Origin of the sequence: Paracoccus sp. SCN 68-21 (genome assembly GCF_001724535.1) — a bacterium.
In the GTDB taxonomy this organism is placed as follows: Bacteria; Pseudomonadota; Alphaproteobacteria; order Rhodobacterales; family Rhodobacteraceae; genus Paracoccus; species Paracoccus hibiscisoli.
In genome coordinates, this window is record NZ_MEES01000067.1 from 1 (window position 1) to 24,706 (window position 24,706).

The following is a 24,706-nucleotide window of genomic DNA, read 5'->3' on the forward strand; positions in this document are numbered from 1 at the left end:
GTAAAGGTGCTGACATGATTCATCCTTTCTGGGAGGATGAATCACAAGCAGACCCCTTTGGGAATCCCATGATTCCGGTTTTTGCAGAAACGCTTTAACGCGCCCGATCTGATGGTGCCCACCGACATGCTGGCCCTGCTGGTGTGCGATGCGCGGGCGGTCTGGCAGGCGGGGTTCGGCCATCTGTCGGCACGGCCCGTGTCGGTCTATCCCGATGGAGTGGAGGCCGCCTATGCGACCTTCCTGACCGCCGTGATGGCCGATGCGAAGGAGACGATCCTGCCCTTCATCCGCCGCTCCCGCATGCCGCTGGTGCGCGGCATCGACGCCCGCGCCGACGCGGCCGAGGCGCTGACCCCTGACCAGATCACCGCAGGCCGCGCCGCGCGCGCGGCATTCGCGCGGCATATGGACGCGCTGCTGGGCGCGAATGGCGTGCTGTTGGCCCCGGTGGTGCATGACGCGCCCTTCCGGCTGGACGCGCCGGTCGCGGTGTTCGACAGTTTCCGCCATGATGCGCAGCGGCTGCTGTGCGTGGCGGGCATGGCGCGGCTGCCGCAGGTGGTCTTTCCCGCCGGAACGGTCGACGGCGCGCCCTTCGGCCTGTCGCTGATCGGTCCGCGCGGATCGGACCTGTCGCTGATCGCGCTGGCCTGCCAGCTGGCCCGCCAGCCGCAGGAGGTCGCATGACCTGTCCCATAGAGGCACGTCTGGCCGAACTGGGCCACACGCTGCCGCCCTCCGCCCCGTCGCGGGCGCTGTTCCTGCCGGGCAAGATCAGCGGCAACCTGCTGTTCCTGTCCGGCCAGATCTGCGAATGGGAGGGGGAGCCCCAATATTTCGGCCCCATCGGCCCCGGTTTCGACCTGGAGGAGGGCCAGGCCGCCGCGCGGATGTGCGCGCTGAACCTGCTGTTCTCGATCAGGGCGGTGGCGGGGTCGCTGTCGCGGGTGGCGCAGGTGATCCGCTTGGGCGGCTTTGTCGGGGCACCCCCCGATTACGGGCAGGGGCCCTTCGTGGTGAACGGGGCGTCGCAGCTGTTCATCGACCTGTGGGGCGACGCGGGGCGGCACGCGCGGACCGTCGTCAATGTCTCGTCCCTGCCCGCCAACGCGCTGGTCGAGATCGACGCGGTGGTCGAACTGCGCTAGGGCCGCAGCAGCCGGGCGGCGGGGCGGTCAAAGCTCTGCCGTCCGGCCTTGAACCCCATCAGTGGCGGCGCGATCATCGCCAGCGCCTCCGCCGGGCTTGCCGCGTCCAGCACGATCAGATCGGCCCGGTCGCCCGGCGCCAGCCCATAGCCCTGCAGCCCCATCAGGCGCGCCGGGCCGTGAGTCACCATCTCCAGGCAGGTATCGAAATGATCCGCGCCCAGATGCATGACATTGGCATAGAGATTGGCCATCCGCAGCAGCGCGCAATCGCCATAGGGCGTGAAGGGGTTCATCACGTTGTTCGTGGCCACCGCAACCGTGACGCCCTCCAGCAGATGCAGGGGCGCGACGCCGCGCGGCGCGCGGTGGCCCTGATCCATGCCGTTCAGATAAAGGTCCGTCGCGGGCAGCGCCACGACCGCCACCCCGGCGCGGGCCAGCAGCGCCGCATGCTCCGCCAACCGCGCGTCATCCATCACCGCCAGCTTGGTCGCGTGGCCCAGGGTCACGCGACCCTGCCAGCCATGGCGGATCGTGCGCTCGCAGATCGCCCGGATGTGCGAGCCTTCGGGGTCCAGATCAAAATCGACATGGAAATCCAGATCGACCCCGCGCCGGACCGCCATCGCGAACAGGATGTCGATCTGCGCCAGCGGGTCCGTGTCGGTATAGGGACAGCCGCCCAGCAGGTCCGCGCCCAGATCCAGCGCCTGTTCCAGAAGCGCCTCGGTGCCCGGATCGTTGGTCAGCCCCTCCTGCGCAAAGGCGCAGATCTGCAGGTCCAGCGCAAAGGCATAGTCCTCGCGCAGCGCCAGCAGGGCGGTCAGGCTGCGCAGGCCCGCACGGGGATCGACCTCCACATGGCTGCGCATGTGCAAGGTGCCCTGGGTGATGGCGGCCTCCAGCACGCGGGCGCCGCGGGAGCGGACATCGGCGGTGGTAAAGTCGCGTTTCAGCGCGCTGACCGTCGCCACCGCCTGCGCCAGGCTGCCCGACTGCCCGCAGCGGCAAAGGATGCCCGCCTTGTCCAGGTGGATATGCGCCTCGACCAGGCCGGGCAGGACCGCGCGCCCGCCCAGGTCGCGGATCTGGCGCGCGGGGCCTAGGTCCCCGCCCACCGCGACGATGCGCCCATCCGCGATGCCGATATCGGCGGGCCGGGGCAGGCGGGCATCGGTCAGGATCAGGTCCAGCATCTGTCTTGTATCCATGGGTCGTTTCTGTATTCTTTAAGTGTATGCAGTTATGCCGCGCGCTGGCAAGAAAGGACCGCCCCATGAGCGACAGGACACAGGCCGATCTGACCGCGGTGCAGGATTATCTGGCAGCCTCCATGGCGCCGGACCCGGTGCGGGCGGCGACATTCGTGGCGCCGGGCTTTGTCTGCCGCTTCACCGGCGGGCGGGTGTTCGACACGCCGTCGGGGCCGACCGGCTTCAACGCCGCGCGCTATAAATGGGTCAAGAAGCGGATCGAGCGCTATGACGTCGTGCCTGATGGCGACTGCACCATCGTCTATAGCCTGGGCTATCTTTATGGCGAATGGCCGGACGGGACGCCCTTTGACGGCAACCGCTATATCGACCGCTTCACGGTACGCGACGGTCTGATCCTGGACACGGATGTCTGGAACGACAGCGCCGAATGGCTGCTGGACCCGTCGATCGCGAAGGGCTGATCAGCCCTTGGCATAGGGCTGCAGGATGTTCACCAGATCGCGGCTGCGGCCGCGATCGCCCGACAGCAGGGCGCGGGCGGCGACGGCCTCCAGATGGTCGGACATCATCTGCGCGGCCTTGTCTGCGGGGCCGCGGGCGATCAGCTCGATCAGGGCCAGATGCTCGCTGATGGCGCATTCAGACGAATGCGGGCGGGCCAGCGATGACAGCGACAGCCCCGCGCGATAGCAGATTTCCGTGACATAGCGCACCAGGATCGGCTTGCCGGTCATCTGGGCCAGGCGGATGTGGAACTCGGTCGCGAGGCGAATCGAGGCGCCGTCCGGCCCGTGCCGCGCGGCATGTTCCTGGGCCACGATATCCTTCAACTCGGCCACCTGATCTGGGGTCAGGTGGCCCGCCAGATGCTGCACCACCTGCCGCTCCAGCGCGACGCGGATGTCAAAGATGTCGCGCGCATCGGCGGGGGTGGGGGCAGCCACGGTGGCGATGCGGTTGCGGCGCAGATCGACCAGCCCCTCGGCCGCCAACTGGCCCAGGGCGTGGCGCGCGATGGTGCGGCTGACGCCGAAGCTCTCGCCCAGGGCGTCCTCGGGCAGGCGGTCGCCGGGCAGCAGCGCGCCCTCGATGATGGCGCGGCGGATGCCCTGGCAGATCGCGGTCATGCGGTCGCCCTCGGCGCTGTTGCGGCGCGCGGTCACGGCTGCGCCTGCTGCGCGGGCAGTTCGCGGCCTGCTGCGCAAATCACGGGCAATGCGCGGGTCGGGACGGTGCCCGACCGCATCAGCCTTTGCAGCGGCGGCGATTCGGCGGTTAACCCTGTGGCATGAAGTGTATGCACTTTGGTCATGCACCTTCGGTAAGGAATGCTCATGACCCCCGATCTTGCACAGATTCAGCCCGAACGAAAGCGCGCCGCGGTCGAGCTGTCGCGCGCGGGCGTCACCTTTGGCCAGGCGGGCGCGCGCGTCCAGGCGCTGCAACCCACCGACCTGCGCATCGACGAGGGCGAGTTCCTGGCCCTGGTCGGCCCATCGGGCTGCGGCAAGTCCACGATCCTCAAGCTGGTCAGCGGGCTGACCCGCCCGTCCGAGGGCGCGGTGATCGTCGGCGGACGCGAGGTCGCGGCCAAGGCGCTGCGCATCGGCATGGCCTTCCAGAACCCGACCCTGCTGCCATGGCTGACCATCGAAAAGAACGTGATGCTGCCGCTGAAGATCGTGCGCCCCTTTCGCCACGATTTCGCCCGCAAGAAACGCGGCGAATATCGCGACCGGGTGCATGCCGCGCTGGCCGATGTCGGGCTGCAGGGCTTTGCGAACCATTACCCCTGGCAGCTGTCGGGCGGCATGCTGCAACGCGCCAACCTGTGCCGCGCGCTGATCCACGACCCCAGCCTGCTGCTGCTGGATGAGCCCTTCGGCGCGCTGGACCAGTTCACCCGGGAGGAGCTGTGGGGCACCATGCAGGATCTGTGGATCAAGCGCCGCCCCACCGTGATCCTGGTCACCCATGACCTCAAGGAGGCCGGGTTCCTGGGCACCCGCATCTGCGTGATGAGCGCACGCCCCGGCCGCATCATCGACGACAGCCCCGTGACCTTTCCCCGCCCGCGCAGCATCGAGATGACCTTCCAACCCGAATTCACCGCACTGAACCAGCGGTTGCGTGAACGCATCATCAGCGCCCGGCAGGAGGTGACGGCATGACCTATGCGCTGCGCCGCCGCCTGTGGGCCGCCGCCCTGATCCTGGCGTTCTTCGTCACCTGGGAGGTGCTTTGCCTGGCCCTGGACGTGTCCGACCTGATCGTGCCGCGCCCCTCCCAGGTGATCGCCACGCTGTGGGTGCGTATGCCGGTCCTGTGGCCGCATATCCTGCAGACGCTGTGGACGACGATGATCGGCTTTGCCCTGGGGGTGATCGTGGGCGTGGTGATCGGCGCGCTGATCGGCACGTCGCGGGTCGCCTATGACACGGCCTATCCGCTGCTGATCGGGTTCTCGTCCATCCCCAAGGTCGCGGTGGTCCCGATCTTTGTGCTGTGGTTCGGGGCGGGGCCGGTGCCTGCGGTGCTGACTGCGCTGGCCATGTGCTTTTTCCCCATCGTGGTGAACATCGCCACCGGCCTGGCGACCACCGAGCCCGAGATGGAGGATGTGCTGAAATCGCTTGGCGCCAGCAAGATGGACCTGCTGCTGAATGTGGGCCTGCCGCGGACCATGCCGTTCTTTTTCGCCTCGCTGAAGATCGCCGCGACCTTCGCCTTTGTCGGCACCGTGCTGGCCGAGACGGTCGCCTCGAACAAGGGCATCGGCAATGTCATGATGAGCGCCTCGTCGAACTTCGACGTGCCGCTGGTCTTTGCCGGGCTGTTCATCCTGGCCTTTCTGGGGGTCGCCCTCTACGTCGTGTTCTCGGTCATCGAGGGCCGGGTCGTGGGCTGGGCGAACCGCCGCACCGATCTTTCCCCCTCCTGACCGAAAAGGTGTCCCCGATGCTGAAATTCCTGACCGCGACCGTGTCGCTTATCGCGCTGGCCGGCCCCGCGCTGGCCCAGACCGACATCCGCTTTACCCTGGGCTGGAAGACCCAAGGGTCCGACGCGCCCATCCTGCTGGCGCAGGAGCGCGGCTATTTCGAGGAAGAGGGGCTGCGCGTCACCATCGACCAGGGCGAAGGCTCTGCCGCGACCGTGACGCGGATCATGTCGGGCACCTATGATGCGGGGTTCGGCGACATCAACGCCATCATCCAGAACGCCGCCGAACGCCCCGAGGTGACGCCGGTGATGGTCTATCAGCTGTGGAACAACCCGCCCTTCACCATCGTCACCCGCAAGGCCGACGGCATCGCCACCCCTGCCGATCTGGCGGGCAAGACCCTGGGCGGGTCGCCCGGCACGCCGACCACGCGCCTGCTGCCGGTGTTTGCGCGCATGAACGGTCTGGACCCCGACACGATCACCGTCGAAAGCCTGGCCCCGAACCTGACCGAGCCGATGCTGATCCGCGGCGATATCGACGGATCGCTGGTCTTCAACATCACCGCCTGGTTCAACCTGATCAACAACCGCCAGGACCCCGAGGCCGATTACGACTGGATGAGCTTTGGCGATCACGGGCTGGACCTTTACGGCAACGGCGTGATGGTGTCGCAGGCGATGATCGCCGAGAATCCCGACGCGGTCACCGGGCTGGTGCGCGCCATCAACCGCGCCGCGGTCGAAATTGCGTCGGATGCCGATGCGGGGGCCGATGCCGTCATGGCCTATGACAGCCTGGCCAATCGCGACCTTGAGATGGCGCGAATGACCTATTCCTATGACAACCTGATCACCTCGGACGAGGCGTCGCGGATCGGACTGGGCGATGTCGATGATGACCGCCTGTCGCGCGCCATCGATATCGTGGCCGAGGGCTATCAGCTGGCCGTCACCCCCGACGCGGCCCAGGTCTTCAGCCGCGACTTCCTGCCGCCGCTGACCGATCGCCAGCTGCCGTGAGCCTGGCCGTCAGCCCGCATCCGCTGGCCACCCAGGCCGGCACCGACGTGCTGGCCCAAGGCGGTACCGCGGCCGAGGCTGCGGTCGCCATGGCCGCGACCCTGGCCGTGGTCATGCCGCATTTCAATGGCTTGGGCGGCGATGCGGTCTGGATGCTGGCCGACCGCGATGGCTGGACCACGTCGATCCTGGGCATCGGGCAGGCGCCGCAGGTGCTGCCCGATCTGCCTGACGCGCTGCCGATGCGGGGGCCGGGGTCGATGCTGACCACGGCCTGCGCGGTGGACGGCTGGGACCGGGCGCTGGCCCTGACGGCGGAGCGGTGGGGCGGCACCATGGCGGTGCCCGACCTGCTATCGCCCGCGCGCCGCCTCGCCCGCGAAGGGTTCCGCCCCGGCGACAGCCAGCGTTTCTGGCTGGAGTTCCGCGCCGCCGACTGGCCCGCCTGGCCCGGTTTCGCGGCGCTGTTCGGCGCGGGCCACGACCCGCTGCGCCAGCCGCAACTGGCCGAGATGCTGGACCTGCTGTCCCGCGACGGGCTGCGCAGCTTTCATGACGGCCCGGCCGCGCGGCGTCTGGCGCAGGGGCTGGCCGATGCCGGGGCGCCCCTGACCGCCGCCGATCTGGCCACCACCCGCGCGCGGCAGGCCGATGTGCTGGCCCAGCCCTATCGCGACCAGGTGCTGCTGGCGCCGCCGCCGCCGACGCAAGGCGCCTCGACCCTGGCGATCATGGGCATCCTGGACCGTCACACCATCCTCGACGACCCCGCCGCACGCACCCATCTGCTGGTCGAGGCGGTCAAGCAAGCCTTTCTGGACCGCCCCCGCATCGCCGACCCGGACCAGGGTAGCGCCGATCCGCGCGACCTGCTGGACCCGGCGCATCTGGACGCGCGCGCGCAGGCCATCGACCCCGACCGGGCGCTGGACTGGCCGCATCGCGCCCGGCCCGGCGATACGGTGTTTTTTGCCGCGACGGATGCGCAGGGGCGCTGTGCCTCGGTGCTCCAAAGCACCTTCTGGGACTGGGGCAGCGGCGTGGTGGTGGGCGATACCGGCATCATCTGGCACAATCGCGGCGCGGGTTTCGCGACGGGTCCAGGCCATGTGAATGCCATCGCGCCGGGCAAGCGGCCGTTCTATACGCTGAACCCCGGCATCGCGCTGCGGGACGGGGTGCCGCATCTGCTCTATGGCACGCAAGGCGCGGACGGGCAGCCGCAGACGCTGGCCGTGCTGCTGACCGAACTGATAGACCGGGGGCTGGAGCCTGCGCAGGCGCTGGCGCAGCCGCGGTTCCTGCTGGGGCGGACGTTTTCCGACAGCCGCGACAGTCTGAAGGTCGAGGGGTCGCTTGGCGCAGACGCCATCGCCAGTCTGCGCGCCCGCGGGCACGAGGTCGCGGAACTGCCCGCCCTGTCGCCGATCTTTGGCTGCGCGGGGGCGATCCGCATCGCGGACGGTGCCGTGACCGGCGACCATGATCCGCGCGGAAAGGGCGCGTCAGGTCAGCCCGCGGCGACCTGATCCGCGATCCAGGCGCGAAAGCGTGCGAAGGCCGGATCGCCCTGGCGCCGGTCGGGCCAGGCCAGCCAATAGGCGCCTTCGCCCGGAACGCCCGCGCGCAGGATGGGGTGCAGGCGCCCCTCGTCGATCTCTGGCTGGGCCAGATAGCTGGGCAGCAGCGCCACCCCCAGTCCCGCGATGGCCGCCTGGATCATCATCGAGAACTGGTCCATCACCATTCCCGATGCCGGACTGCCCGCCGCGCCCTGCGCTCTGAACCACGCGGCCCAGCCCGAGGGCCGCGTCTCCAGCTGCAGCATCGGCAGGCCGGCCATGTCCGAGGGCGTGGCGATCGGATGGCGCGCCAGGAAATCAGCCGAGGCGCAGGCCGTCAGCCGCTCGTCGAACAGCCGCAGGTGATGCGCGTCGGGCCAGTCTGGCTGGCCGAAAAAGATCACCGCATCAAAGGCCTCGCTGGCAAAGCTGAAGCGCTGGATCTTGGTCGACAGGTTGATCGATATGCCCGGATTGTCGGCCAGGAACTGCCCGATGCGCGGGGCCAGCCAGCGCGTCGCAAAGGTCGGCAGGACCGACAGCGACAGCACGCCCCCGCCCGGATTGGCGATCAGCCCCATGCTGGCGCGCTGGATCACGTCCAACCCCTGCGTGACCGAGGCGGCATAGACCTGCGCCTCGGGGGTGGGGGTCAGGCGCTTGCGGTCGCGGGTGAACAGCGGCTTGCCCAGCTGACGCTCCAGCGAGGCGACCAGGCGGCTGACGGTGCTTTGGGTCAGGTGCAGCTCGTCCGCGGCGGCGGTGACCGAGGCGTGCCGCATCACCGCCTCGAAGGCGATCAGTTGGGACAGGCTGGGCAGAAAACGGCGTTGGCGCATGGGGTCATTCATAGAATGCATGAACCCATGAGGAAATAGTGTTTTTCGTATGGGCTTTGCTGCGCTAGTCTGACGACAACAGTCACCCGATGCAGGAATGATGCCATGCTGGACAAGACCACCGTCGATCACAAAGGCACGGCCTTTGCCTGGGAAGACCCCTTTCTGCTGGACGATCAGCTGGACGAGGACGAGCGCATGATCCGCGAGACGGCGGCGTCCTTTGCCGCCGACAAGCTGGCCCCGCGGGTCACCGACGCCTATCTGAACGAGCAGACCGACCCCGAGATCTTCCGCGAGATGGGCGCCAGCGGTTTGCTGGGCGTGACCATCCCCGAGGAATATGGCGGGGTCGGCGCGGGATATGTCGCCTATGGCCTGATCGCGCGTGAGGTCGAGCGGACCGACAGCGGCTATCGGTCGATGATGTCGGTGCAAAGCAGCCTGGTGATGTTTCCGATCCATGCCTATGGGTCGGAAGAACAGCGGATGAAATACCTGCCCAAGCTGGCATCCGGCGAATGGATCGGCTGTTTCGGCCTGACCGAACCCGATGCGGGTTCTGACCCCGCAGGCATGAAGACCCGCGCGGTCAAGACCGAGGGTGGATACGTCCTGAACGGCGCCAAGATGTGGATCTCGAACAGCCCGATCGCGGATGTGTTCGTGGTCTGGGCCAAGTCCGACTCCCATGGCGGGAAGATCCGCGGGTTCATCCTGGAAAAGGGCATGAAGGGCCTCAGCGCGCCGAAGATCGGCGGCAAGCTGAGCTTGCGCGCATCGATCACCGGCGAGATCGTGATGGAGAACGTTGAGGTCGGGGAGGACGCGCTGCTGCCCAATGTCAGCGGCATGAGCGGACCGTTCGGCTGTCTGAACCGCGCGCGCTATGGCATCAGCTGGGGCGTGATGGGCGCTGCCGAAGATTGCTGGTTCCGCGCACATCGCTATGGCATGGACCGCAAGCAGTTCAACCGCCCCCTGGCCGCGACGCAGCTGTTCCAGAAAAAGCTGGCCGACATGCAGACCGAGATCGCCCTGGGCCTGCAGGCGTCCTTGCGCGTCGGTCGCCTGATGGATCAGGGCCGCTTCGCGCCCGAGATGATCTCGATCATCAAGCGCAACAATTGTGGCAAGGCGCTGGATATCGCGCGCATGTCACGCGACATGCATGGCGGCAACGGCATCCAGGCCGAATACCACGTCATGCGCCACGCCCAGAACCTGGAGACCGTGAACACCTATGAGGGCACGCATGACGTCCATGCCCTGATCCTGGGCCGCGCGCAGACGGGGCTGCAGGCCTTTGCCTGAAGGCCCGCTGACTGGCCTGCGCGTCGTCGAACTGGCGCGCATCCTGGCCGGTCCCTGGATCGGTCAGACCCTGGCCGATCTGGGGGCCGAGGTCATCAAGGTCGAATCCCCCGAAGGCGACGACACCCGGCGCTGGGGCCCGCCCTTCATCGACCGCCCCCGTGCCGATGGCACGGTGGAGACGGTCGCCGCCTATTTCCACGCCACCAATCGCGGCAAGACCAGCGTCACCTGCGATTTCAATGACGCGGGCGATCTGGACCGCCTGCGGGCGCTGATCGACGGCGCCGATGTGGTGATCGAGAATTTCAAGGCGGGCGGTCTGGCGCGGTTCGGGCTGGATTACGCGACGCTGTCGGCGCGCAATCCGGGGCTGGTCTATGCCTCGGTCACTGGCTTCGGGCAGACGGGGCCGCGGGCAAGCCAGCCGGGATATGATTTCATGATCCAGGGCATGGGCGGCATCATGGAGCTGACCGGCGACCCGTCAGGCGATCCGCAAAAGGTCGGCGTCGCCTGGATCGACATCTTCACCGGGCTTTACGGCGTCATCGGTATTCAAGCGGCGCTGGCGGAACGGGCGCGCTCGGGGCAGGGGCAGCAGGTCGATCTGGCGCTGTTCGATTGCGCTGTGGGGGTGCTGGCCAATCAGGCCGCGAACCACCTGCTGGGGGGCGTGGAACCCGCGCGTCTGGGCAATGCGCATCCGAACATCGTGCCTTATCAGGTGTTTCCGGCGCAAGACGGGCATCTGATCGTCGCCTGCGGCAATGACCGCCAGTTCCGGTCGCTGTGCCTGGCGCTGGACCTGCCCGCGCTGGCGGATGACCCTGCACTGGCCACGAATGCGCAGCGGGTGGCTGGGCGGGATGCCCTATGCGCGGTTCTGGCACAGGCGATGGCGGGGCATGACCGCGCCGACCTGATCGCGGCGCTGACGGCGGCGGGGGTGCCTGCGGGGCCGATCAATCGCGTGTCCGAGGCGCTGTCCGATCCGCAGGTTCAGGCGCGCGGCATGGTCGTTTCGCCCGAAGGGATTGCGGGCCTGCGCACCCCCATCACCCTGTCGCGCAGCACGACAGTAGCCCCGGGCGCGGCCCCGGCCTTGGGAGAGGGCGCGTTCAACTGGCGGCAGTAGCCAGCGGCTGCGCGACATGCAGCGGCAGGACCGCGCGCGCGGCCAGATCGCCAAAGGCACAGTCGAACACGATATCGCTGCCCATGCCAAAGACACGCGTGTCGGGGCGCAGTGCGTCCTTCAGCTTGTCCACCGGCGACAGGCTGGTCAGCCCCTGCGGCCCGGCCCCGATGATCAGCGGCGCGATCGAGACCTGAAGCCGGTCCAGCAGCCCGGCCTCCAGGAAACCGGTGATGGTGATGCCGCCCCCCTCGATCAGCAGCGACCCGAGGCCGATGCTACGCAGTCCCTCCAGCACCTGCGCGGGGTCCAGGCGACCGTCCGGGGCGGGCAGGCGCATGACCTCGATCCCCGGGGCGCGGGGGCGGTCGGTGCCGGTGACGATGATCCGCCGCGCGCCGTCAGCGGCCAAAACAGGCGCGTCGTCGGGCAGCCGCCCGCGCGGGTCGATGACGATGCGCGCCGGGTTGTGGCCGCTGCACAGGCGCACGGTCAGGCGGGGCTGATCGTGCAGGGCGGTCTTGACGCCGATCACCACGCCATCGACCAGCGCGCGCAGGCGGTGCAGATGGGCCAGCCCCTCGGGGCCGGACACGTCGCGCGCATCGCCCGTGGCGGTGGCCACGCGCCCGTCCAACGACTGGCCGATCTGGGCAATGGTGACCGGACCCAGATCGCGCCGCGCGACGGGACCGTAGAGGTCCAGCGCGGCGCGTTCGCCCGCCGTGAACCGCCCGCAGCAGGCGCAGGCCTGGCCGGTGCGGACCGACAGAAGCCGATCCCAGACCCGAGGGGTGACGTCGACGGCGTGCATGGGCGGTCCTCCTCTGGGTGTGTCAGGCCTTGCCGGGGGGCAGGGCCAGCAGGTCATGATGCCCGATCAGGCAGCGGCTGTCGCCGGCCATCGCGGCGCGGGTGCGGCCCCAATCGGTTGCGACGGCCAGGCCGGTTTCAGAGGCCGCCTGCGCGATCCCCTCGACCAGGGCGCGGTGCAGGGGGGCGCTGTCTGCGTCGATGCGCCAGGGGCTGTTGCCGTCATGCACGTCAAAGCCTGCATCGCGAAAGATCTGTGCCGCCTGCACCGCCGCATCGGGGCCAAGCGCGGGGCCAAGCCCCTTGTCGGTCCGCTGGTGGTCGTTGAACGCGCGCGTCACGTCCGCGTCGCGCGGCAGGGCGGGGTCCCAGGTCATGATCCCGTCATAGGACAGCGCGGCATAGAAGGGCAGGCCCGCCGTCGCCAGCCGCGCGGCCAGCGCCGCGATCCAGTCGGCGGGCATCAGGTCCAGCAGCGCGGATGCCGTCACCAAGGTGACGCCCTCCAGCGGCAATGCCTCCAGATCGCGCAGATCCAGCGTGTGGACGGTGGCGCGGCCCGGCGCCTCGGTCGCGGCACGTTCCAGCAGGGCGGGGTCGTTGTCGACCAGATGCCAGCGCGCGTGGTCGGGCAGAAGCGGCGCCAGCGTGCGCAGCGTCGATCCGGTGCCGCAGCCCAGATCCAGCACCACCGCATCAGGCCCCGCGACAATCGCCGCCTGCGCCAGCAGCGTCGCGTCGCGGGCGGCCATGTCGGCGGGTTCGCGCAGGGTCAGCCATTCCGCCGAAAAGCCCATGTTCAGATGTCCCCTTCGAACCAGGCGCGGGCCATGTGGCTTTCGTGCAGCAGCACGCGCAGCTTTTTGACGCGGCCCCCGTCCTTCAGGTCACCGGCGCGGACCTTGGCGGCCATCTGGTCGAAGATATGCTTGCACAGGAACTCGGTGGTGGTCATTTTTCCTGCGAATTCAGGGATCTCGTCCAGGTTCTTGTAGCGCAGGGGGGACAGCGTCTCGGCCAGGGCCTCGGTCGCCAGACCGATATCGACGACCAGGCTCTCGTGGTCCATCTCTTCGGCGAAAAAGGCGGTGTCGACGGTGAAGGTCGCGCCATGCATGCCCTGCGCCGGACCGAAGGTCGGCGAGGGGAAGGAATGGGCGATCATGATGTGGTCTCGGACTTCGACGGCGAACATGGTGTCTCCAGGGTCAATAGGCGATGCGGTGGCACAGGGTGGCGGGGTCCGCCAGGATGCCGGGATAGGCGTCGGGCAGATCGGCGAATGCCGTCTGCCCCGAGATCAGCGCGTCCAGCCGCGCGTCGCACAGCAGGTCCAGCGCCTTGGTCAGGCGGCGGCGATAGGTCCAGCGCGGGGTGCGGTCGGGCGGGATGCTGCCCACCTGCGTGCTGACGATGCGCAGGCGGCGGCTGTGGAACGCGCCGCCCAGGGGCAGCGCCACTTGCGCCGCGCCATGCCAGCTGGCCTCGGCGATGGTGGCCTGGGGCCCGGCCAGCGACAGGGCCAGGACCAACCCAGCCTGCGACGCGCTGGTGTGGATCACCACGTCCTGATCGCCGGGTGCGGCATCGGGCGTGGCAAAGGCGCAGCCCAGATCGCGGGCGATGGCGGCGCGGTCGGGCAGGGGGTCTATGACCGTCACCTCCGCCCCCGGCAGCCGCGCGGCCAAATAGGCGGTCAGAAGGCCGACCAGCCCGCCGCCCACGACGGCGATCCGATCGCCCGCACCCGCGCCGCTGTCCCAAAGGATGTTCAGCGCGGTTTCCATATTCGCGGCCATGATCGCACGTTCTGGGGGCAGCGCGTCGGGCAGGGGGATCAGCGCGTCCTGAGGCAGGCGGAATTCGGTCTGGTGTGGGAACAGCGCAAAGACAGGGCGTCCCACCAGCGCGCCATCGTCTGCCACGCCCACGGCGGCATAGCCGTATTTGACCGGAAACGGAAAATCACCCTCCTGAAAGGGGGCGCGCATCCGGTCCTGTTCGCTGTCGGGCACCTGGCCGGACAGGACCAACCGCTCGGTCCCGCGGCTGATGCCGGAAAACAGCGTGCGGACGTGGGTGCCATCGCCCATCCGGCCGGGGCGCAGCGCGGCCTGACCGGGGGCGGTGCACCAAAGCGCGTCGGCGGTCATGCCAGCAGATGCCCGGACTTGCGGGCCTTGGTGTCCAGATAGCGGGTGTTTTCGGGGCCGCGACCGACCTTAAGCTCGACCCGTTCGACGACCTCGATGCCCTCGCTGTCCAGACGGGCGATCTTGGCAGGGTTGTTGGTCATCAGACGCACGCGCCCGATCCCCATCTGGCGCAGCAGGGCGGCGCCGGTGCGGAAATCACGCTCGTCATCCTCGAACCCAAGGCGGTGGTTCGCCTCGACCGTGTCCAGCCCCTGATCCTGCAGGCTGTAGGCGCGCATCTTGTTGGCCAGGCCGATGCCGCGCCCCTCCTGGTTCAGATACAGCAGCACGCCGGTGCCATTGGCCTCCATCGCGCGCAGGGCGGCCTGCAGCTGCGGGCCGCAGTCGCATTTCAGGCTGCCCAGCACGTCGCCGGTGAAGCATGCCGAATGCAGGCGCACCAGCACGGGCTGGTCCCGGTCGGGGGTGCCGACCTCGACCGCGTAATGCTCGGGGCCGCCATCGGGTGCGCGGAACACGTGCAGGCGACCGTTGCGCGCGGCCAGCATCGGCACGCGGGCATCCGACACCGGGCGCGGGTCGCGCGGCAGCAGGACCTGGTCCAGAACCTCGTCCGCCGACAAGATGCCCAAGCCGTGGCGCAGCGCAGTGTCGATCACGTCGGGGCCGGTCACGACCAGCGCGGCGGGCAGCAGCTCTGCCGTCTTGACCAGGCGGATGGCGGCGCGGTGCAGGATCGTCGGCTGATGCTGGGGGGCCTGCGGCAGGGCGGCGTTCGCGGGCATGCGGCGCGACGGGTCGGCCAGGGCCTGGACCCAGTCCAGACGCGCGCCAGCGGGCACGGGAACCAGGGCGACCTCGCCCTCATGCGGGCGGTGGCGCAGGGCCTCGGCGCGGCGCGCGGTCAGGACAAGCTCTCCTCCGGCGCCCAAGGCGGCAAAGCGTTCGCGCGACAGGGTCTCGACCGGATAGATCAGCGCGGGGGCCGGGTCGCCGATCAGCACCACCGGAAGGCCCAGCCTGAGGTCCGACACCATCCGCGCCACGCGTTCGGACCGGCGCAGGGTCAGCGGATCATCGGCCCCCGGAACGGCAGGCAATGCGGTGGAAATCGGGGGAAATACGCGCATTTTTCAACTTTCGGCCCAGGAAACAGGGTGTCACGTCTGTCGCAACGCCTTGAAACACGTAGCAGTTCCGCGATGGTTGCAACCTTGTGGCACAACGTCGCGCAGCGGTATCACGCTGCCGTGCGCGCCACGGAACCGCCCCCGGCTTTCTGGACGCGGCCCGCCGCAGGCCCTAGGCTGACCGCACCAAACCGAGGGAATCCGATGCCTCTGCGCGCCTATCTGGGCCTGATCCGGTCGCTTGCCATCTATTACAATCCGCTGCGCCGCCGGCAGTTGCGTTCGTTCTATGGCGATCTGCTGCAACCGGGCGATCTGGCCTTCGACATCGGCGCGCATGTGGGCAGCCGGTCGCGGGCCATGCGGGCGGCGGGCGCGCGGGTCGTCGCCTGCGAGCCGCAGGAGCCCTTTGCCGGGTTCCTGCGTCGCAGCCTGCCGCGCGACATCGTGCTGGTGCAAAAGGCCATCGGCCCGTCCGAGGCGGTGGCGCAGATGGCGGTGTCATCGCTGCACCCCACGGTGTCGTCCCTCAGCACCAGCTTCGCGGCCGAGGCGGCCGATGCGCCGGGGTTCGGCCATGTCCGGTGGGATCGCAGCCAGCAGGTCCAGATGACCACGATGGATGCGCTGATCGCCGCCCACGGCCTGCCCGATTTCGTCAAGATCGACGTCGAGGGGTTCGAGCTGGACGTGCTGTCCGGCCTTGGCCAGCCGCTGCCGATGCTGTCGGTCGAATACCTGCCCGCGTTCCGCGACCGCACGCTGGCGGTGATCGACCGGCTGGAGGGTCTGGGCCGCTATCGGTTCAACCCCGTGACCGGAGAGGCGGGGGGGTTCCTGTGGGACGAGTGGCGCGATGCGGATGCGGTGCGCGCCTGGCTGGCCGCCCTGCCGCCCGAGGGCGGGTCGGGCGACCTTTACGCGCGGCTTGCCTAGGCGCGCAGCGTCGCGGCCAGGCGGTCGAACAGCGCGGGCGGGGCGGCGATGACGGTGCCCGTATCCTCGGGGCGTTCATCAGGGGTCCAGCCCTCGGTGCGGATGCCCGCCTCGCGCATCAGGACCAGGCCCGCGGCGATGTCCCAGGGCCGCAGGCGGCGTTCCCAGAACCCGTCCAGCCGCCCGGCGGCGACATAGGCCAGATCCAGCGCGGCGGCCCCCATGCGGCGCACCCCCGCCGTACCCGGCAGCACCCGCGCCAGATCGGCGGCGTGATCGTCGATATGCGGCATGGTGCCAAAGGGCAGCCCCGTCCCGAACAGCGCCGCATCAAAGCCCGCCGGCGCGGCAGGCACCAGCGCCGTGCCGTTCAGCCGCAGGCCGCCGCCCGTCACCGCGCTGAAGGTCTCATCCTTCAGCGGGTCGTGGACGACGCCCAGGACCAGCTGCCCGTCCTGTTCCAGCGCGATGGACACCGCCCAATGCGCGATGCCGCGCAGAAAGTTCGTCGTCCCGTCCAGCGGGTCCACGATCCAGCGGCGGCGACCCGCGCGGCCTTCGGTCTCCTCGCCCAGCCAGCCGTCTTCGGGGTTCGCGCCAAGCAGGCGGTCGCGCAGCAGCGCCTCGGCCCGGTGATCGGCCTGCGACACAAAGTCACCCTGCCGCTTGGCGTCGATCATCAGCGCGCCCCGGTCGTTCCAGTGGTCGCGCAGCAGCGCGCCCGCCGCCGTCGCGGCCTCCAGCGCAAGGGTCAGATCGTCGGTCGTGGTCATCGGCCAATCCTTTCGGCAGGGGCGGTCAGGCGGGGCGTGCAGGCTGCCCCGATGGGCGGCAGGCATGCCGGTTTCCCTTGGACACACGGGATTATCAGTTGCATGACGTGAAACAAGCGGCAATCTGCCCCCAGCCACGCCCGGTTCCAAGGCCGTCCCCCCCGGGGAGGCTGCCGGACCCTGCAGCGGAGAAGAACTGACCATGCGCTTCGTCAAGGCGACCATCGGTGCGATCGTGATCGTCGCGGCAGGCGTGCTGGGCCTGAACCTGGCGGACCGCCTGCTGGCCGCGCCCGATCCGCAGGTCGCGCGGGGCGGCGGCGGTGGCCAGCCCGTCGCGGTCGATACCGTCCCGGTCAGCCGCGCGCGTTTCACCGACAGCGTGCGCGCGGTGGGCACCGCCCGCGCCCGCAGCGCCGTCGACCTGATGCCCGAGGCCAGCGGCCGCATCACCCGCATCGCCTTTCGCCCGGGCGCCGAAGTTGAACAGGGAGACATCCTGCTGGAGCTGGACGACCGCGCCGAACAGGCCGACCTGGCCGCGGCCGAGGCGACCCTGGCCGAGGCCGACGCGGCCTTTGCCCGCCAGGAACAGCTGAACCGCAGCGGCAGCGCCTCTGACGCGGCGTTCCAGACGGCGCGCGCGGCCCAGCTGCGTGCCCGTGCCGAACGCGATCGCGCCCAGGTCGCGCTGGACGACCGCCAGCTGCGCGCGCCGTTTTCCGGTATCGTCGGCCTGACCGATCTGGTCGAGGGGCAGATGCTGGACAGCGGCACCCCCATCGCCACGCTGGACGACCTTGAGGTGATCGAGGTCGATTTCGCCGTTCCCGAAACGCTGCTGCCGCGCCTGGCGGTGGGGCAGGGGGTCCAGCTGCGATCCTCGGCCTGGCCCGACCGGGTGTTTCAGGCGCAGATCACGCTGGTCGACACGCGCGTCGATGCGGCCACACGCTCCATCGCGCTGCGCGCCCAGATGCCCAACCCGGACCGCGCGCTGGCCGGGGGGATGTTCCTGCAGGTCGAGCTGGTCCTGGACGAGCGTGACCGCCCCGCCGTCCCCGAAACCGCCCTGAGCGTCGAGGGCAATGTCCAGCGCGTCCTGGTCGTGCGGGACGACCGCGCCGAATGGGCCGAGATCCGCGTGGGCCAGGAGGCCGACGGCCTGGTCGAGGTTCTGGAGGGGGTCGAGCTGGGCACCCAGATCATCGTGTCGAACCTGCACCGCGTCCAGCCGGGCACGGCCGTCGCGGCCACTCCGCGCCCAGACCGCACCGCCACCGCCGCACCCCTTGGGGCGGACGGATGAGCGTCCCCGATTTCGCCCTGCGCCGCCCCGTCTTCGCGACCGTCATCAACCTGCTGATCGTGCTGATCGGGGCGGTGGCCATCACCCGCCTGCCGGTCCGCGAGCTGCCCTCGGTCGAGGCGGCCGAGGTCAGCGTGCGCGTCGATTACACCGGCGCCGCCCCCGACGTCGTCGACAACCAGCTGGCCACCGTGATCGAGGGTGCGCTGGCCGGCGTCAGCGGCGTCACCGCCATGCGCACCACCTCGGACCGGGGGCGGATGCGGACGGTGCTGACCTTTGACACGGGCCGCGACATCGACGCCGCCGCCAACGACGTGCGCGCGGCGGTCGACCGGGTGCTGAACAACCTGCCTGACGGCGCGGGCACGCCCCGCGTGGAAAAGAACGATGACGAGGGCGACCCCGTGGTGCGCCTGTCGCTGTCCAGCCCTAACATGACCCCGCTGGAGCTGTCCGATTACGCCAGCCGCTTTATCACCGACCGGCTGGCGCGGCTGCCCGGCGTGGCCAATGCGCAGATCTTTGGCGAACGCGCGCCGTCGATGCGCATCTGGCTGGATCAGGCGCGCATGGCCGCCTATGGCATCACCACCAGCGACATCATTGGCGCCCTGCAGGCCAACAATGTCGAACTGCCCGCAGGCCAGATCGAGACCGGCGCCCGCCAGCTGCAGGTGCTGGCGCAGACACGGTTCACCACCGCCGACGTGTTCGCCCAGGTGGTCCTGCGCGACGAAGGTGGGCGTCCGCTGCGCCTTGGCGACGTGGCCCGCATCGAGGAGGGGGCCGAGCAGACCACCACCATCTATCGCGCCAACGGCACTGTCGCCCTGGGTCTGGGCGTGCAGCCGCAGGCGCAGTCGAACACCGTCGCCATATCGTCCGCCGTCAAGGCAGAGCTGGACCGCATCGCCCCCACCCTGCCCGATGGCATGAGCCTGCGCGTGACCACCGACGAGGCCGTGTTCATCGAAAGCTCGATCGCGCAGGTCATCCGGGTCTTTGTCGAGGCGGTGGGGCTGGTCACGGCCGTCATCTTCCTGTTCCTGGGCTCGGCCCGGCTGTCGCTGGTGCCGATCGTCACCATCCCGGTATCCGCCTTGGGGGCGGCCCTGGGCATGCTGGCTTTGGGCTTCACCATCAACATCCTGACGCTGTTCGCGCTGATCCTGGCCATCGGCCTGGTGGTGGACGACGCCATCGTCGTGCTGGAGAACATCCAGCGCCACCGCGCCATGGGCAAGTCCCGGGCCGAGGCCGCGCGGCAGGGCGCGGGGCAGGTCAGCTTTGCGGTGATCGCGACGACGGCGGTGCTGATCTCGGTCTTTGTGCCGGTCAGCTTCATGGACGGCGAACTGGGCCAGCTGTTCGCGGAATTCGGCATCGTGCTGGCCATCGCGGTCGCCGTGTCGGGGGTGGTCGCGCTGACCCTGTCGCCGGTGCTGGCCGCCCGCGTGATGCCGCGCGAGGACCGGCCGAACCTGCTGACGCGCAGCATGAACCGGGTGATCGGATGGGCCGAACGCGGCTATGACCGCATCCTGGCGCATATGATCGCGCGGCCCGTGGCGATCCTGGCGGGAACGGCGTTCCTGGTGGCGGGGGCGGTGTCGGTCTATCAGGCGCTGCCACGTCAGCTGACCCCGGATGAGGATCGGGGCGGGTTCCGCATCATCCTGAACGCGCCGCAGGGCTCGAACCTGGAATACACCGACGCGGCCACCCGCCGGGTCGAGGCGATGATCGCGCCGCTGCGCGAACAGGGCGTGGTCGATACCGTCACCGCCATCGTGGGCCTGGGCGGCAATGCGCGCCGCTCGTTGCTGTTCGTGAACCTGGCGCCCTGGGACGATCGCGACCTGTCGGTCGATGACGTGATGGCCGAACTGCGCCCGCAGCTGACCGCGATGACCGATGTGGCGACGTCGATCCGGCCGTCGGGGGGCTTGGGCCTTGGCGGCGGCAGCGGCAGCATCAGCTGGTCCATCGGCGGCCCCGACCTGGAGCGCGCGGCCCTGTGGGCCGAGGAGGTCGCAGACCGGCTGTCGGACGCGCCCGGCCTGTCGGGTGTCGATGTCGATTTCGCCGCCAACCAGCCCGGCGCCTCGCTGGAGATCGACCGCACCCGCGCCCAGGACCTGGGCCTGGACAGCGAGACCGTGGCCCAGACCCTGCAGGTGCTGTTCGCCTCGCGCAATGTCGGCGAATATACCAGCGGCGGGCGGCAATATCCGGTGATCCTGCAGGCCGCCCCCGAGGATCGCGACAGCGTGCAGGACATGCTGTCCGTGCTGATCCGCAACACGCGGGGCGACCTGATCCCACTGTCCGCCTTTGCCGATGTCACGACGGGGGCGACGGTCCCGTCCATCGCGCGCAACGACCGCCTGATCTCGGTCAATTCCGAGGCCGACCTGGTCGAGGGCACCGATCTGGCCCGCGCCATGGCCCTGGTCGAGGCTGCGGCCCGCGAACTGCCCGCAGGCGCTCTGCTGGTCTGGCGCGGACAGGCTGCCGATTACCAGGAGAACCAGGGCGGCGTGGCCACCGTCTTTGCCATGGCGCTGGTCATCGTGTTCCTGGTGCTTGCCGCCCAGTTCGAGAGTTTCCGCACCCCCCTGACGATCATGCTGACCGTGCCCCTGGGGCTGGCCGGGGCGGTGGCGACGCTGCTGCTGACGGGGGCGTCGGTCAACATCTTTTCCCAGGTGGGGATGATCCTGCTGATCGGGATCATGGCCAAGAACGGCATCCTGATCGTGGAATTCGCCAATCAGCTGCGCGAGGAGGGCCGCGATCTGGTCACCGCCGCACGAGAAGGGGCCGTGACCCGCCTGCGCCCGGTGATGATGACCACCATCGCCACGATCCTGGGCGCCGTGCCGCTGGCCACCGCGACCGGGGCGGGCGCCGAAAGCCGCCGGGCCATCGGCGCGGTCATCGTGGGCGGGCTGTCGCTGGCCTTCGTGCTGACGCTGTTCCTGACGCCGGTGATCTATGTGCTGATCGAACGGATCGGGCGGCGCGATACGGCCCCCCCGCCTCAACCCGCGCCTCAGCCCGCCGAATAGGGCCGCGCGGCCAGCATCTCCAGGATCACCCCCAGGGACGCGCCCATATGCGCCCGCATCCGGTCGGCCGCGCCGTCTGCGTCGCGCGCGGTGATCGCGGCCAGGATCGCCCGGTGTTCGGCCCGCGACGTGGCGATGCGCGCCGCGTGTTTCTGGAACTGCGCATTCCGCCAGGGCAGGCTGCGCCGGTCCAGATCGGCCAGCAGATCGGCCAGAACCGCGTTCCCCGCCCCCTGCCGCAGCGCGCCGTGAAAGCGGATGTTGGCCTGCGCGTAATCCGCGCCGGGCAGATCGTCCCGGTCCAGAATGCCCGCCAGCAGCGCGTGATCGGTGGGCGTCATGCGCAGTGCCGACAGGCTGGCGCACAGCGCCTCCAGCTCGGCCAGGGCCTCGAACAGGTGGCGCAGGGCGTCGGTGGTCATATCGCGGACGACAAAGGCGCGGCGCGGCCCGCGTTCCACCAGACCCTCGCCCGCCAGCCTTTGCAAAGCCTCGCGGACCGGGGTGCGCGACAGCCCGAACTGCGCGGCCAGCGCGGTTTCGGCCAGCGGATCGCCGGGCCGCAGCGTGCCCGCCACGATCTGCGCCGACAATGCGGCATGAACCTGATCGGCCGAGCGGGTTGCGGACATAGGCCATTCCGTCAATTGTATTTCTGTCACCATGACATGTATACATATGCGACCGCCTTGACCATGTGATTCCGCAACCGGAGACCCAGCCCATGAGCGCATTCGATTTCCTCTCGGGCCGTCGCCCGGCGACCTATGCGGGCCGCGCGATGGTGGCGACCTCGCATCCGCTGGCCAGCGCCGCGGGCCTGTCGGTCCTGGCCGAGGGCGGCAATGCCGTCGACGCGGCCATCGCCGCCAGCGCGGTGCAGGCGGTGATCGATCCGCTGATGACGGGCATCGGCGGCGACTGCTTTGCGCTCTATGCCCCCGCCGGTGGCCCGGTGCGGGCGCTGAACGGGTCGGGGCGCGCGCCCGCCGCCGCGACGGTTGAGGCCCTGCAGGCCGCCGGTCTGACCGATGCGATTCCGCAGAACAGCGCCCATGCGGTGACCGTGCCGGGCGCGATTTCCGCTTGGTGCCGGCTGCATGCGGATCTGGGCTCTCTGCCGCTGACGCGGCTGTTCCGCGACGCGGTTGGTTATGCCCGCGACGGCTATCCGGTCACGCCCCGCGTGGCGCAGGACTGGGCGGAATCGCAGGCGACGGTGGCGGCGGACCCCCATGCGGCCGCGCATTTCCTGCCGGTCCCGCAGGCGGGGGCGCGCCATGCGCAACCCCTGCTGGCCGACCGGCTGGAGGAGATCGCGTCCCACGGTCCGGCGGCCTTTTATCAGGGCGACACCGCCGCGCGCATGGTCGCGCATCTGCGGTCCCTGGGCGGGCTGCATACGGAACAGGATTTCGCCGAGGCGACGGACGGCGCCGAATGGGTCGATCCGATCAGCGCGCGCTATCGCGGCTTCGACATCCACGAATGCCCGCCGAACGGGCAGGGGCTGGCGGCGCTGCTGATCCTGCGGATCATCGAGGGGTTCGACATGGCCGCGCTGTCCCTCGCCGACCGCCACCATATCCAGGCCGAGGCGACCAAGCTGGCCTATCACCACCGCGACGCCCTGCTGGGCGATCCGGGCCATTGCGCGGGCCTGACAGAGACGCTGCTGTCGGACGCGGCCATCACCGCCCTGCGCGCCCGCATCGACATGACCCGCGCCCAAGCCCCCGTCCTGTGGGACGAGCCTGAACACAAGGACACCATCTATCTGTGCGTGGTGGACGCGCAGGGGAACGCGGTGTCCTTCATCAATTCGATCTTTCACGGCTTCGGCTCGGGGCGGCTGGACCCGGCAACCGGCGTGCTGTTCCAAAGCCGGGGCGCGTCCTTCCGACTGATCCCCGGCCATCCGAACGCCATCGGTCCGCGCAAGCGTCCGATGCACACGATCATCCCCGGCATGGTCACGCAGGGCGGGCGCACCGTCATGCCCTTTGGCGTGATGGGCGGGCAGTATCAGGCCACCGGCCACGCGGCCTTCCTGTCGGCGGTGATCGACCGGGGCCTGTCCCTGCAGGCCGCCATGGACGAGCCGCGCAGCTTTGCGACCGAGGGCGTGCTGCAGGTCGAACCGACCCTGCCGCAGGACATCTGCGACGATCTGGCCGCGCGCGGCCATGTCATCAAACGCCTGACCGGCCCGATGGGCGGCGCGCAGGCGATCCGCATTTCCAAGGGCGTGCTGGAAGGCGGGTCCGACAGCCGCAAGGACGGCATGGCCATCGGCCTGTGAAAGGATAAGCCATGGGATTTCTGCGACGCATCGGGATCGACACCTATATGCTGATGCTGCTGGGCACGGTGCTGCTGGGGCTGATGCTGCCTGCGCGGGGCATCGCGGCGGACGGGATGGGGCAGGTGACCTATGGCGCGGTGGCGCTGCTGTTCTTTCTGTATGGCGCGAAACTGGACCCGGCCTCGGTCAAGGCGGGGCTGCTGAACTGGCGGCTGCAGGGGCTGACATTCGCGTCGACCTATCTGCTGATCCCGGCCGTGGGGCTGCTGTTCGCGGCCGTGTTCGGCGGGCTGCTGGGGCCGCAGGTGACCTTGGGGCTGGTGTTTCTGGCCGTGCTGCCCTCGACCATCCAAAGCTCGATCGCCTTCGTGTCGATGGCAGGGGGCAACGTGCCCGCGGCCATCTGCGCGGCGTCGCTGTCCAACCTGATCGGGGTCGTGCTGACGCCGGTGCTGGTCGCGCTGCTGATGCAGGCGGGCGACGGGGGCATCAGCCTGGACGCGGTGATACGCATCGGCACCCAGATCCTGCTGCCCTTCGTGCTGGGCCAGCTGCTGCGCCCCTGGGTCGGCAATTTCGTCCGGACCCGCAAGACGCTGACCCTGGTCGTGGACCGGGGCGCCATCCTGCTGATCGTCTATTCGGCCTTCAGCGCGGGCACCGTGTCCGGCCTGTGGGCGTCGATCCCGCCGGTGGCGCTGATCGCGCTGATCGCGGTGATGCTGGTCATGCTGGCGGTGGTCTTTGGCCTGATGGCCGGGATGGGCCGCCTGTTCCGCCTGCCGCCCGAGGATCGGTCGGTCCTGTTCTTCTGCGGCTCGACCAAGAGCCTGGCCTCGGGGTTGCCCATCGCGGCGGCGCTGTTCCCGCCCGAGACGGTCGGCGCCACCGTCCTGCCGGTGCTGGTCTATCACATGGCGCAGCTGCTGATCTGCGCAATGATCGCGCAGGCCCATGCCCGCAGGAACGCGACCGCCCTGGTCGCGTAAGGGGACTGACAAAGGGCAAGGGAACCGCCGT

General features: G+C 69.4%; 24 protein-coding genes. 14 read left to right on the forward strand and 10 right to left on the reverse strand.

The features are described from left to right. Positions 1-111 precede the first annotated feature (111 nt). Together ABS73_RS14890 and ABS73_RS14895 are read left to right on the forward strand one after the other, a co-directional pair. Positions 112-690, forward strand: a complete 579-nt coding sequence (locus ABS73_RS14890) for an amidase (protein WP_277020411.1) — start codon at positions 112-114, stop codon at positions 688-690. Continuing rightward, positions 687-1,151, forward strand: a complete 465-nt coding sequence (locus ABS73_RS14895) for a RidA family protein (protein ID WP_277020413.1) — start codon at positions 687-689, stop codon at positions 1,149-1,151. Before ABS73_RS14890 ends, ABS73_RS14895 begins: the two co-directional genes overlap by 4 nt. On the opposite strand, the gene ABS73_RS14900 is transcribed toward ABS73_RS14895, so the two are convergent. Next, on the reverse strand, positions 1,148-2,365 hold the full coding sequence (locus ABS73_RS14900) for an amidohydrolase family protein (protein WP_277020415.1): 1,218 nt from the start codon (positions 2,363-2,365) through the stop codon (positions 1,148-1,150). The genes ABS73_RS14895 and ABS73_RS14900 overlap by 4 nt on opposite strands. Before the next feature lie 65 nt (positions 2,366-2,430). Between ABS73_RS14900 and ABS73_RS14905 the strand changes: the two genes are divergently transcribed. After that, positions 2,431-2,832 carry a nuclear transport factor 2-like protein gene (locus tag ABS73_RS14905; protein ID WP_277020418.1) on the forward strand — a complete coding sequence of 134 codons (402 nt, stop codon included), beginning with the start codon at positions 2,431-2,433 and terminating at the stop codon, positions 2,830-2,832. On the opposite strand, the gene ABS73_RS14910 is transcribed toward ABS73_RS14905, so the two are convergent. Continuing rightward, on the reverse strand, positions 2,833-3,534 hold the full coding sequence (locus tag ABS73_RS14910) for a GntR family transcriptional regulator (protein ID WP_277020420.1): 702 nt from the start codon (positions 3,532-3,534) through the stop codon (positions 2,833-2,835). Positions 3,535-3,705: 171 nt separating this feature from the next. On the opposite strand from ABS73_RS14910, the gene ABS73_RS14915 reads away from it, so the two are divergent. Genes ABS73_RS14915 through ABS73_RS14930 form a run of 4 tightly spaced genes read left to right on the forward strand, consistent with a single transcriptional unit; the run spans position 3,706 to position 7,866 of the window. Further along, positions 3,706-4,542, forward strand: a complete 837-nt coding sequence (locus ABS73_RS14915) for an ABC transporter ATP-binding protein (protein WP_136857505.1) — start codon at positions 3,706-3,708, stop codon at positions 4,540-4,542. Continuing rightward, positions 4,539-5,312, forward strand: a complete 774-nt coding sequence (locus ABS73_RS14920) for an ABC transporter permease (RefSeq protein ID WP_277020425.1) — start codon at positions 4,539-4,541, stop codon at positions 5,310-5,312. The genes ABS73_RS14915 and ABS73_RS14920 overlap by 4 nt, the downstream gene beginning before the upstream one ends. Positions 5,313-5,329: 17 nt before the next feature. Further along, the gene (locus ABS73_RS14925; RefSeq protein ID WP_277020428.1) at positions 5,330-6,337 is read left to right on the forward strand and encodes an ABC transporter substrate-binding protein; all 1,008 of its coding nucleotides are present in this window, start codon (positions 5,330-5,332) and stop codon (positions 6,335-6,337) included. Beyond that, positions 6,334-7,866: a gamma-glutamyltransferase family protein gene (locus ABS73_RS14930; protein ID WP_277020431.1), complete on the forward strand. Its 1,533-nt coding sequence runs from the start codon at positions 6,334-6,336 to the stop codon at positions 7,864-7,866. The genes ABS73_RS14925 and ABS73_RS14930 overlap by 4 nt, the downstream gene beginning before the upstream one ends. On the opposite strand, the gene ABS73_RS14935 is transcribed toward ABS73_RS14930, so the two are convergent. Beyond that, positions 7,848-8,738 (reverse strand): LysR substrate-binding domain-containing protein, encoded by an 891-nt coding sequence (locus tag ABS73_RS14935; protein WP_277020434.1) that lies wholly within the window; start codon positions 8,736-8,738, stop codon positions 7,848-7,850. The genes ABS73_RS14930 and ABS73_RS14935 overlap by 19 nt on opposite strands. A gap of 105 nt (positions 8,739-8,843) precedes the next feature. On the opposite strand from ABS73_RS14935, the gene ABS73_RS14940 reads away from it, so the two are divergent. Continuing rightward, a complete protein-coding gene (locus ABS73_RS14940) occupies positions 8,844-10,052 on the forward strand; it encodes an acyl-CoA dehydrogenase (protein ID WP_277020437.1) in 1,209 nt (402 codons plus the stop codon). Beyond that, on the forward strand, positions 10,045-11,190 hold the full coding sequence (locus ABS73_RS14945) for a CaiB/BaiF CoA transferase family protein (protein WP_277020440.1): 1,146 nt from the start codon (positions 10,045-10,047) through the stop codon (positions 11,188-11,190). Before ABS73_RS14940 ends, ABS73_RS14945 begins: the two co-directional genes overlap by 8 nt. Here the strand turns inward: ABS73_RS14945 and ABS73_RS14950 are convergent. From ABS73_RS14950 to ribA, 5 genes are read right to left on the reverse strand one after another with little or no spacing between them, the layout of a single operon-like run. Next, entirely contained in the window at positions 11,174-12,004 is an 831-nt protein-coding gene (locus ABS73_RS14950) for a RibD family protein (RefSeq protein WP_277020443.1), read from the reverse strand. The genes ABS73_RS14945 and ABS73_RS14950 overlap by 17 nt on opposite strands. 22 nt (positions 12,005-12,026) lie before the next feature. Then, the gene (locus tag ABS73_RS14955; RefSeq protein ID WP_277020444.1) at positions 12,027-12,800 is read right to left on the reverse strand and encodes a class I SAM-dependent methyltransferase; all 774 of its coding nucleotides are present in this window, start codon (positions 12,798-12,800) and stop codon (positions 12,027-12,029) included. A gap of 2 nt (positions 12,801-12,802) precedes the next feature. Then, on the reverse strand, positions 12,803-13,198 hold the full coding sequence (locus ABS73_RS14960) for a 6-pyruvoyl trahydropterin synthase family protein (protein ID WP_136857496.1): 396 nt from the start codon (positions 13,196-13,198) through the stop codon (positions 12,803-12,805). 13 nt (positions 13,199-13,211) lie between these two features. Continuing rightward, the gene (locus ABS73_RS14965) at positions 13,212-14,156 is read right to left on the reverse strand and encodes a zinc-dependent alcohol dehydrogenase (RefSeq protein ID WP_277020448.1); all 945 of its coding nucleotides are present in this window, start codon (positions 14,154-14,156) and stop codon (positions 13,212-13,214) included. Further along, on the reverse strand, positions 14,153-15,196 hold the full coding sequence (gene ribA / locus ABS73_RS14970; RefSeq protein WP_423805171.1) for a GTP cyclohydrolase II: 1,044 nt from the start codon (positions 15,194-15,196) through the stop codon (positions 14,153-14,155). Before ribA ends, ABS73_RS14965 begins: the two co-directional genes overlap by 4 nt. Positions 15,197-15,493: 297 nt before the next feature. Here ribA and ABS73_RS14975 point away from each other — a divergent pair, with 297 nt between their 5' ends. Next, positions 15,494-16,225 (forward strand): FkbM family methyltransferase, encoded by a 732-nt coding sequence (locus ABS73_RS14975; RefSeq protein WP_277020454.1) that lies wholly within the window; start codon positions 15,494-15,496, stop codon positions 16,223-16,225. On the opposite strand, the gene ABS73_RS14980 is transcribed toward ABS73_RS14975, so the two are convergent. Then, a complete protein-coding gene (locus tag ABS73_RS14980) occupies positions 16,222-16,998 on the reverse strand; it encodes an inositol monophosphatase family protein (RefSeq protein ID WP_277020457.1) in 777 nt (258 codons plus the stop codon). The genes ABS73_RS14975 and ABS73_RS14980 overlap by 4 nt on opposite strands. A gap of 202 nt (positions 16,999-17,200) precedes the next feature. Between ABS73_RS14980 and ABS73_RS14985 the strand changes: the two genes are divergently transcribed. Continuing rightward, complete coding sequence (locus ABS73_RS14985) at positions 17,201-18,307, forward strand: efflux RND transporter periplasmic adaptor subunit (RefSeq protein WP_277020460.1); 1,107 nt, start codon at positions 17,201-17,203, stop codon at positions 18,305-18,307. Further along, a complete protein-coding gene (locus tag ABS73_RS14990) occupies positions 18,304-21,381 on the forward strand; it encodes an efflux RND transporter permease subunit (RefSeq protein WP_277020462.1) in 3,078 nt (1,025 codons plus the stop codon). The genes ABS73_RS14985 and ABS73_RS14990 overlap by 4 nt, the downstream gene beginning before the upstream one ends. Here ABS73_RS14990 and ABS73_RS14995 read toward each other — a convergent pair. Then, the gene (locus tag ABS73_RS14995; RefSeq protein ID WP_277020464.1) at positions 21,366-22,013 is read right to left on the reverse strand and encodes a GntR family transcriptional regulator; all 648 of its coding nucleotides are present in this window, start codon (positions 22,011-22,013) and stop codon (positions 21,366-21,368) included. The two genes, ABS73_RS14990 and ABS73_RS14995, sit on opposite strands and share 16 nt — an antisense overlap. A 92-nt stretch (positions 22,014-22,105) precedes the next feature. Here ABS73_RS14995 and ABS73_RS15000 point away from each other — a divergent pair, with 92 nt between their 5' ends. Then, positions 22,106-23,683 (forward strand): gamma-glutamyltransferase family protein, encoded by a 1,578-nt coding sequence (locus ABS73_RS15000; RefSeq protein ID WP_277020467.1) that lies wholly within the window; start codon positions 22,106-22,108, stop codon positions 23,681-23,683. Positions 23,684-23,694: 11 nt separating this feature from the next. Then, complete coding sequence (locus ABS73_RS15005) at positions 23,695-24,675, forward strand: bile acid:sodium symporter family protein (RefSeq protein ID WP_277020470.1); 981 nt, start codon at positions 23,695-23,697, stop codon at positions 24,673-24,675. Positions 24,676-24,706 lie beyond the last annotated feature (31 nt).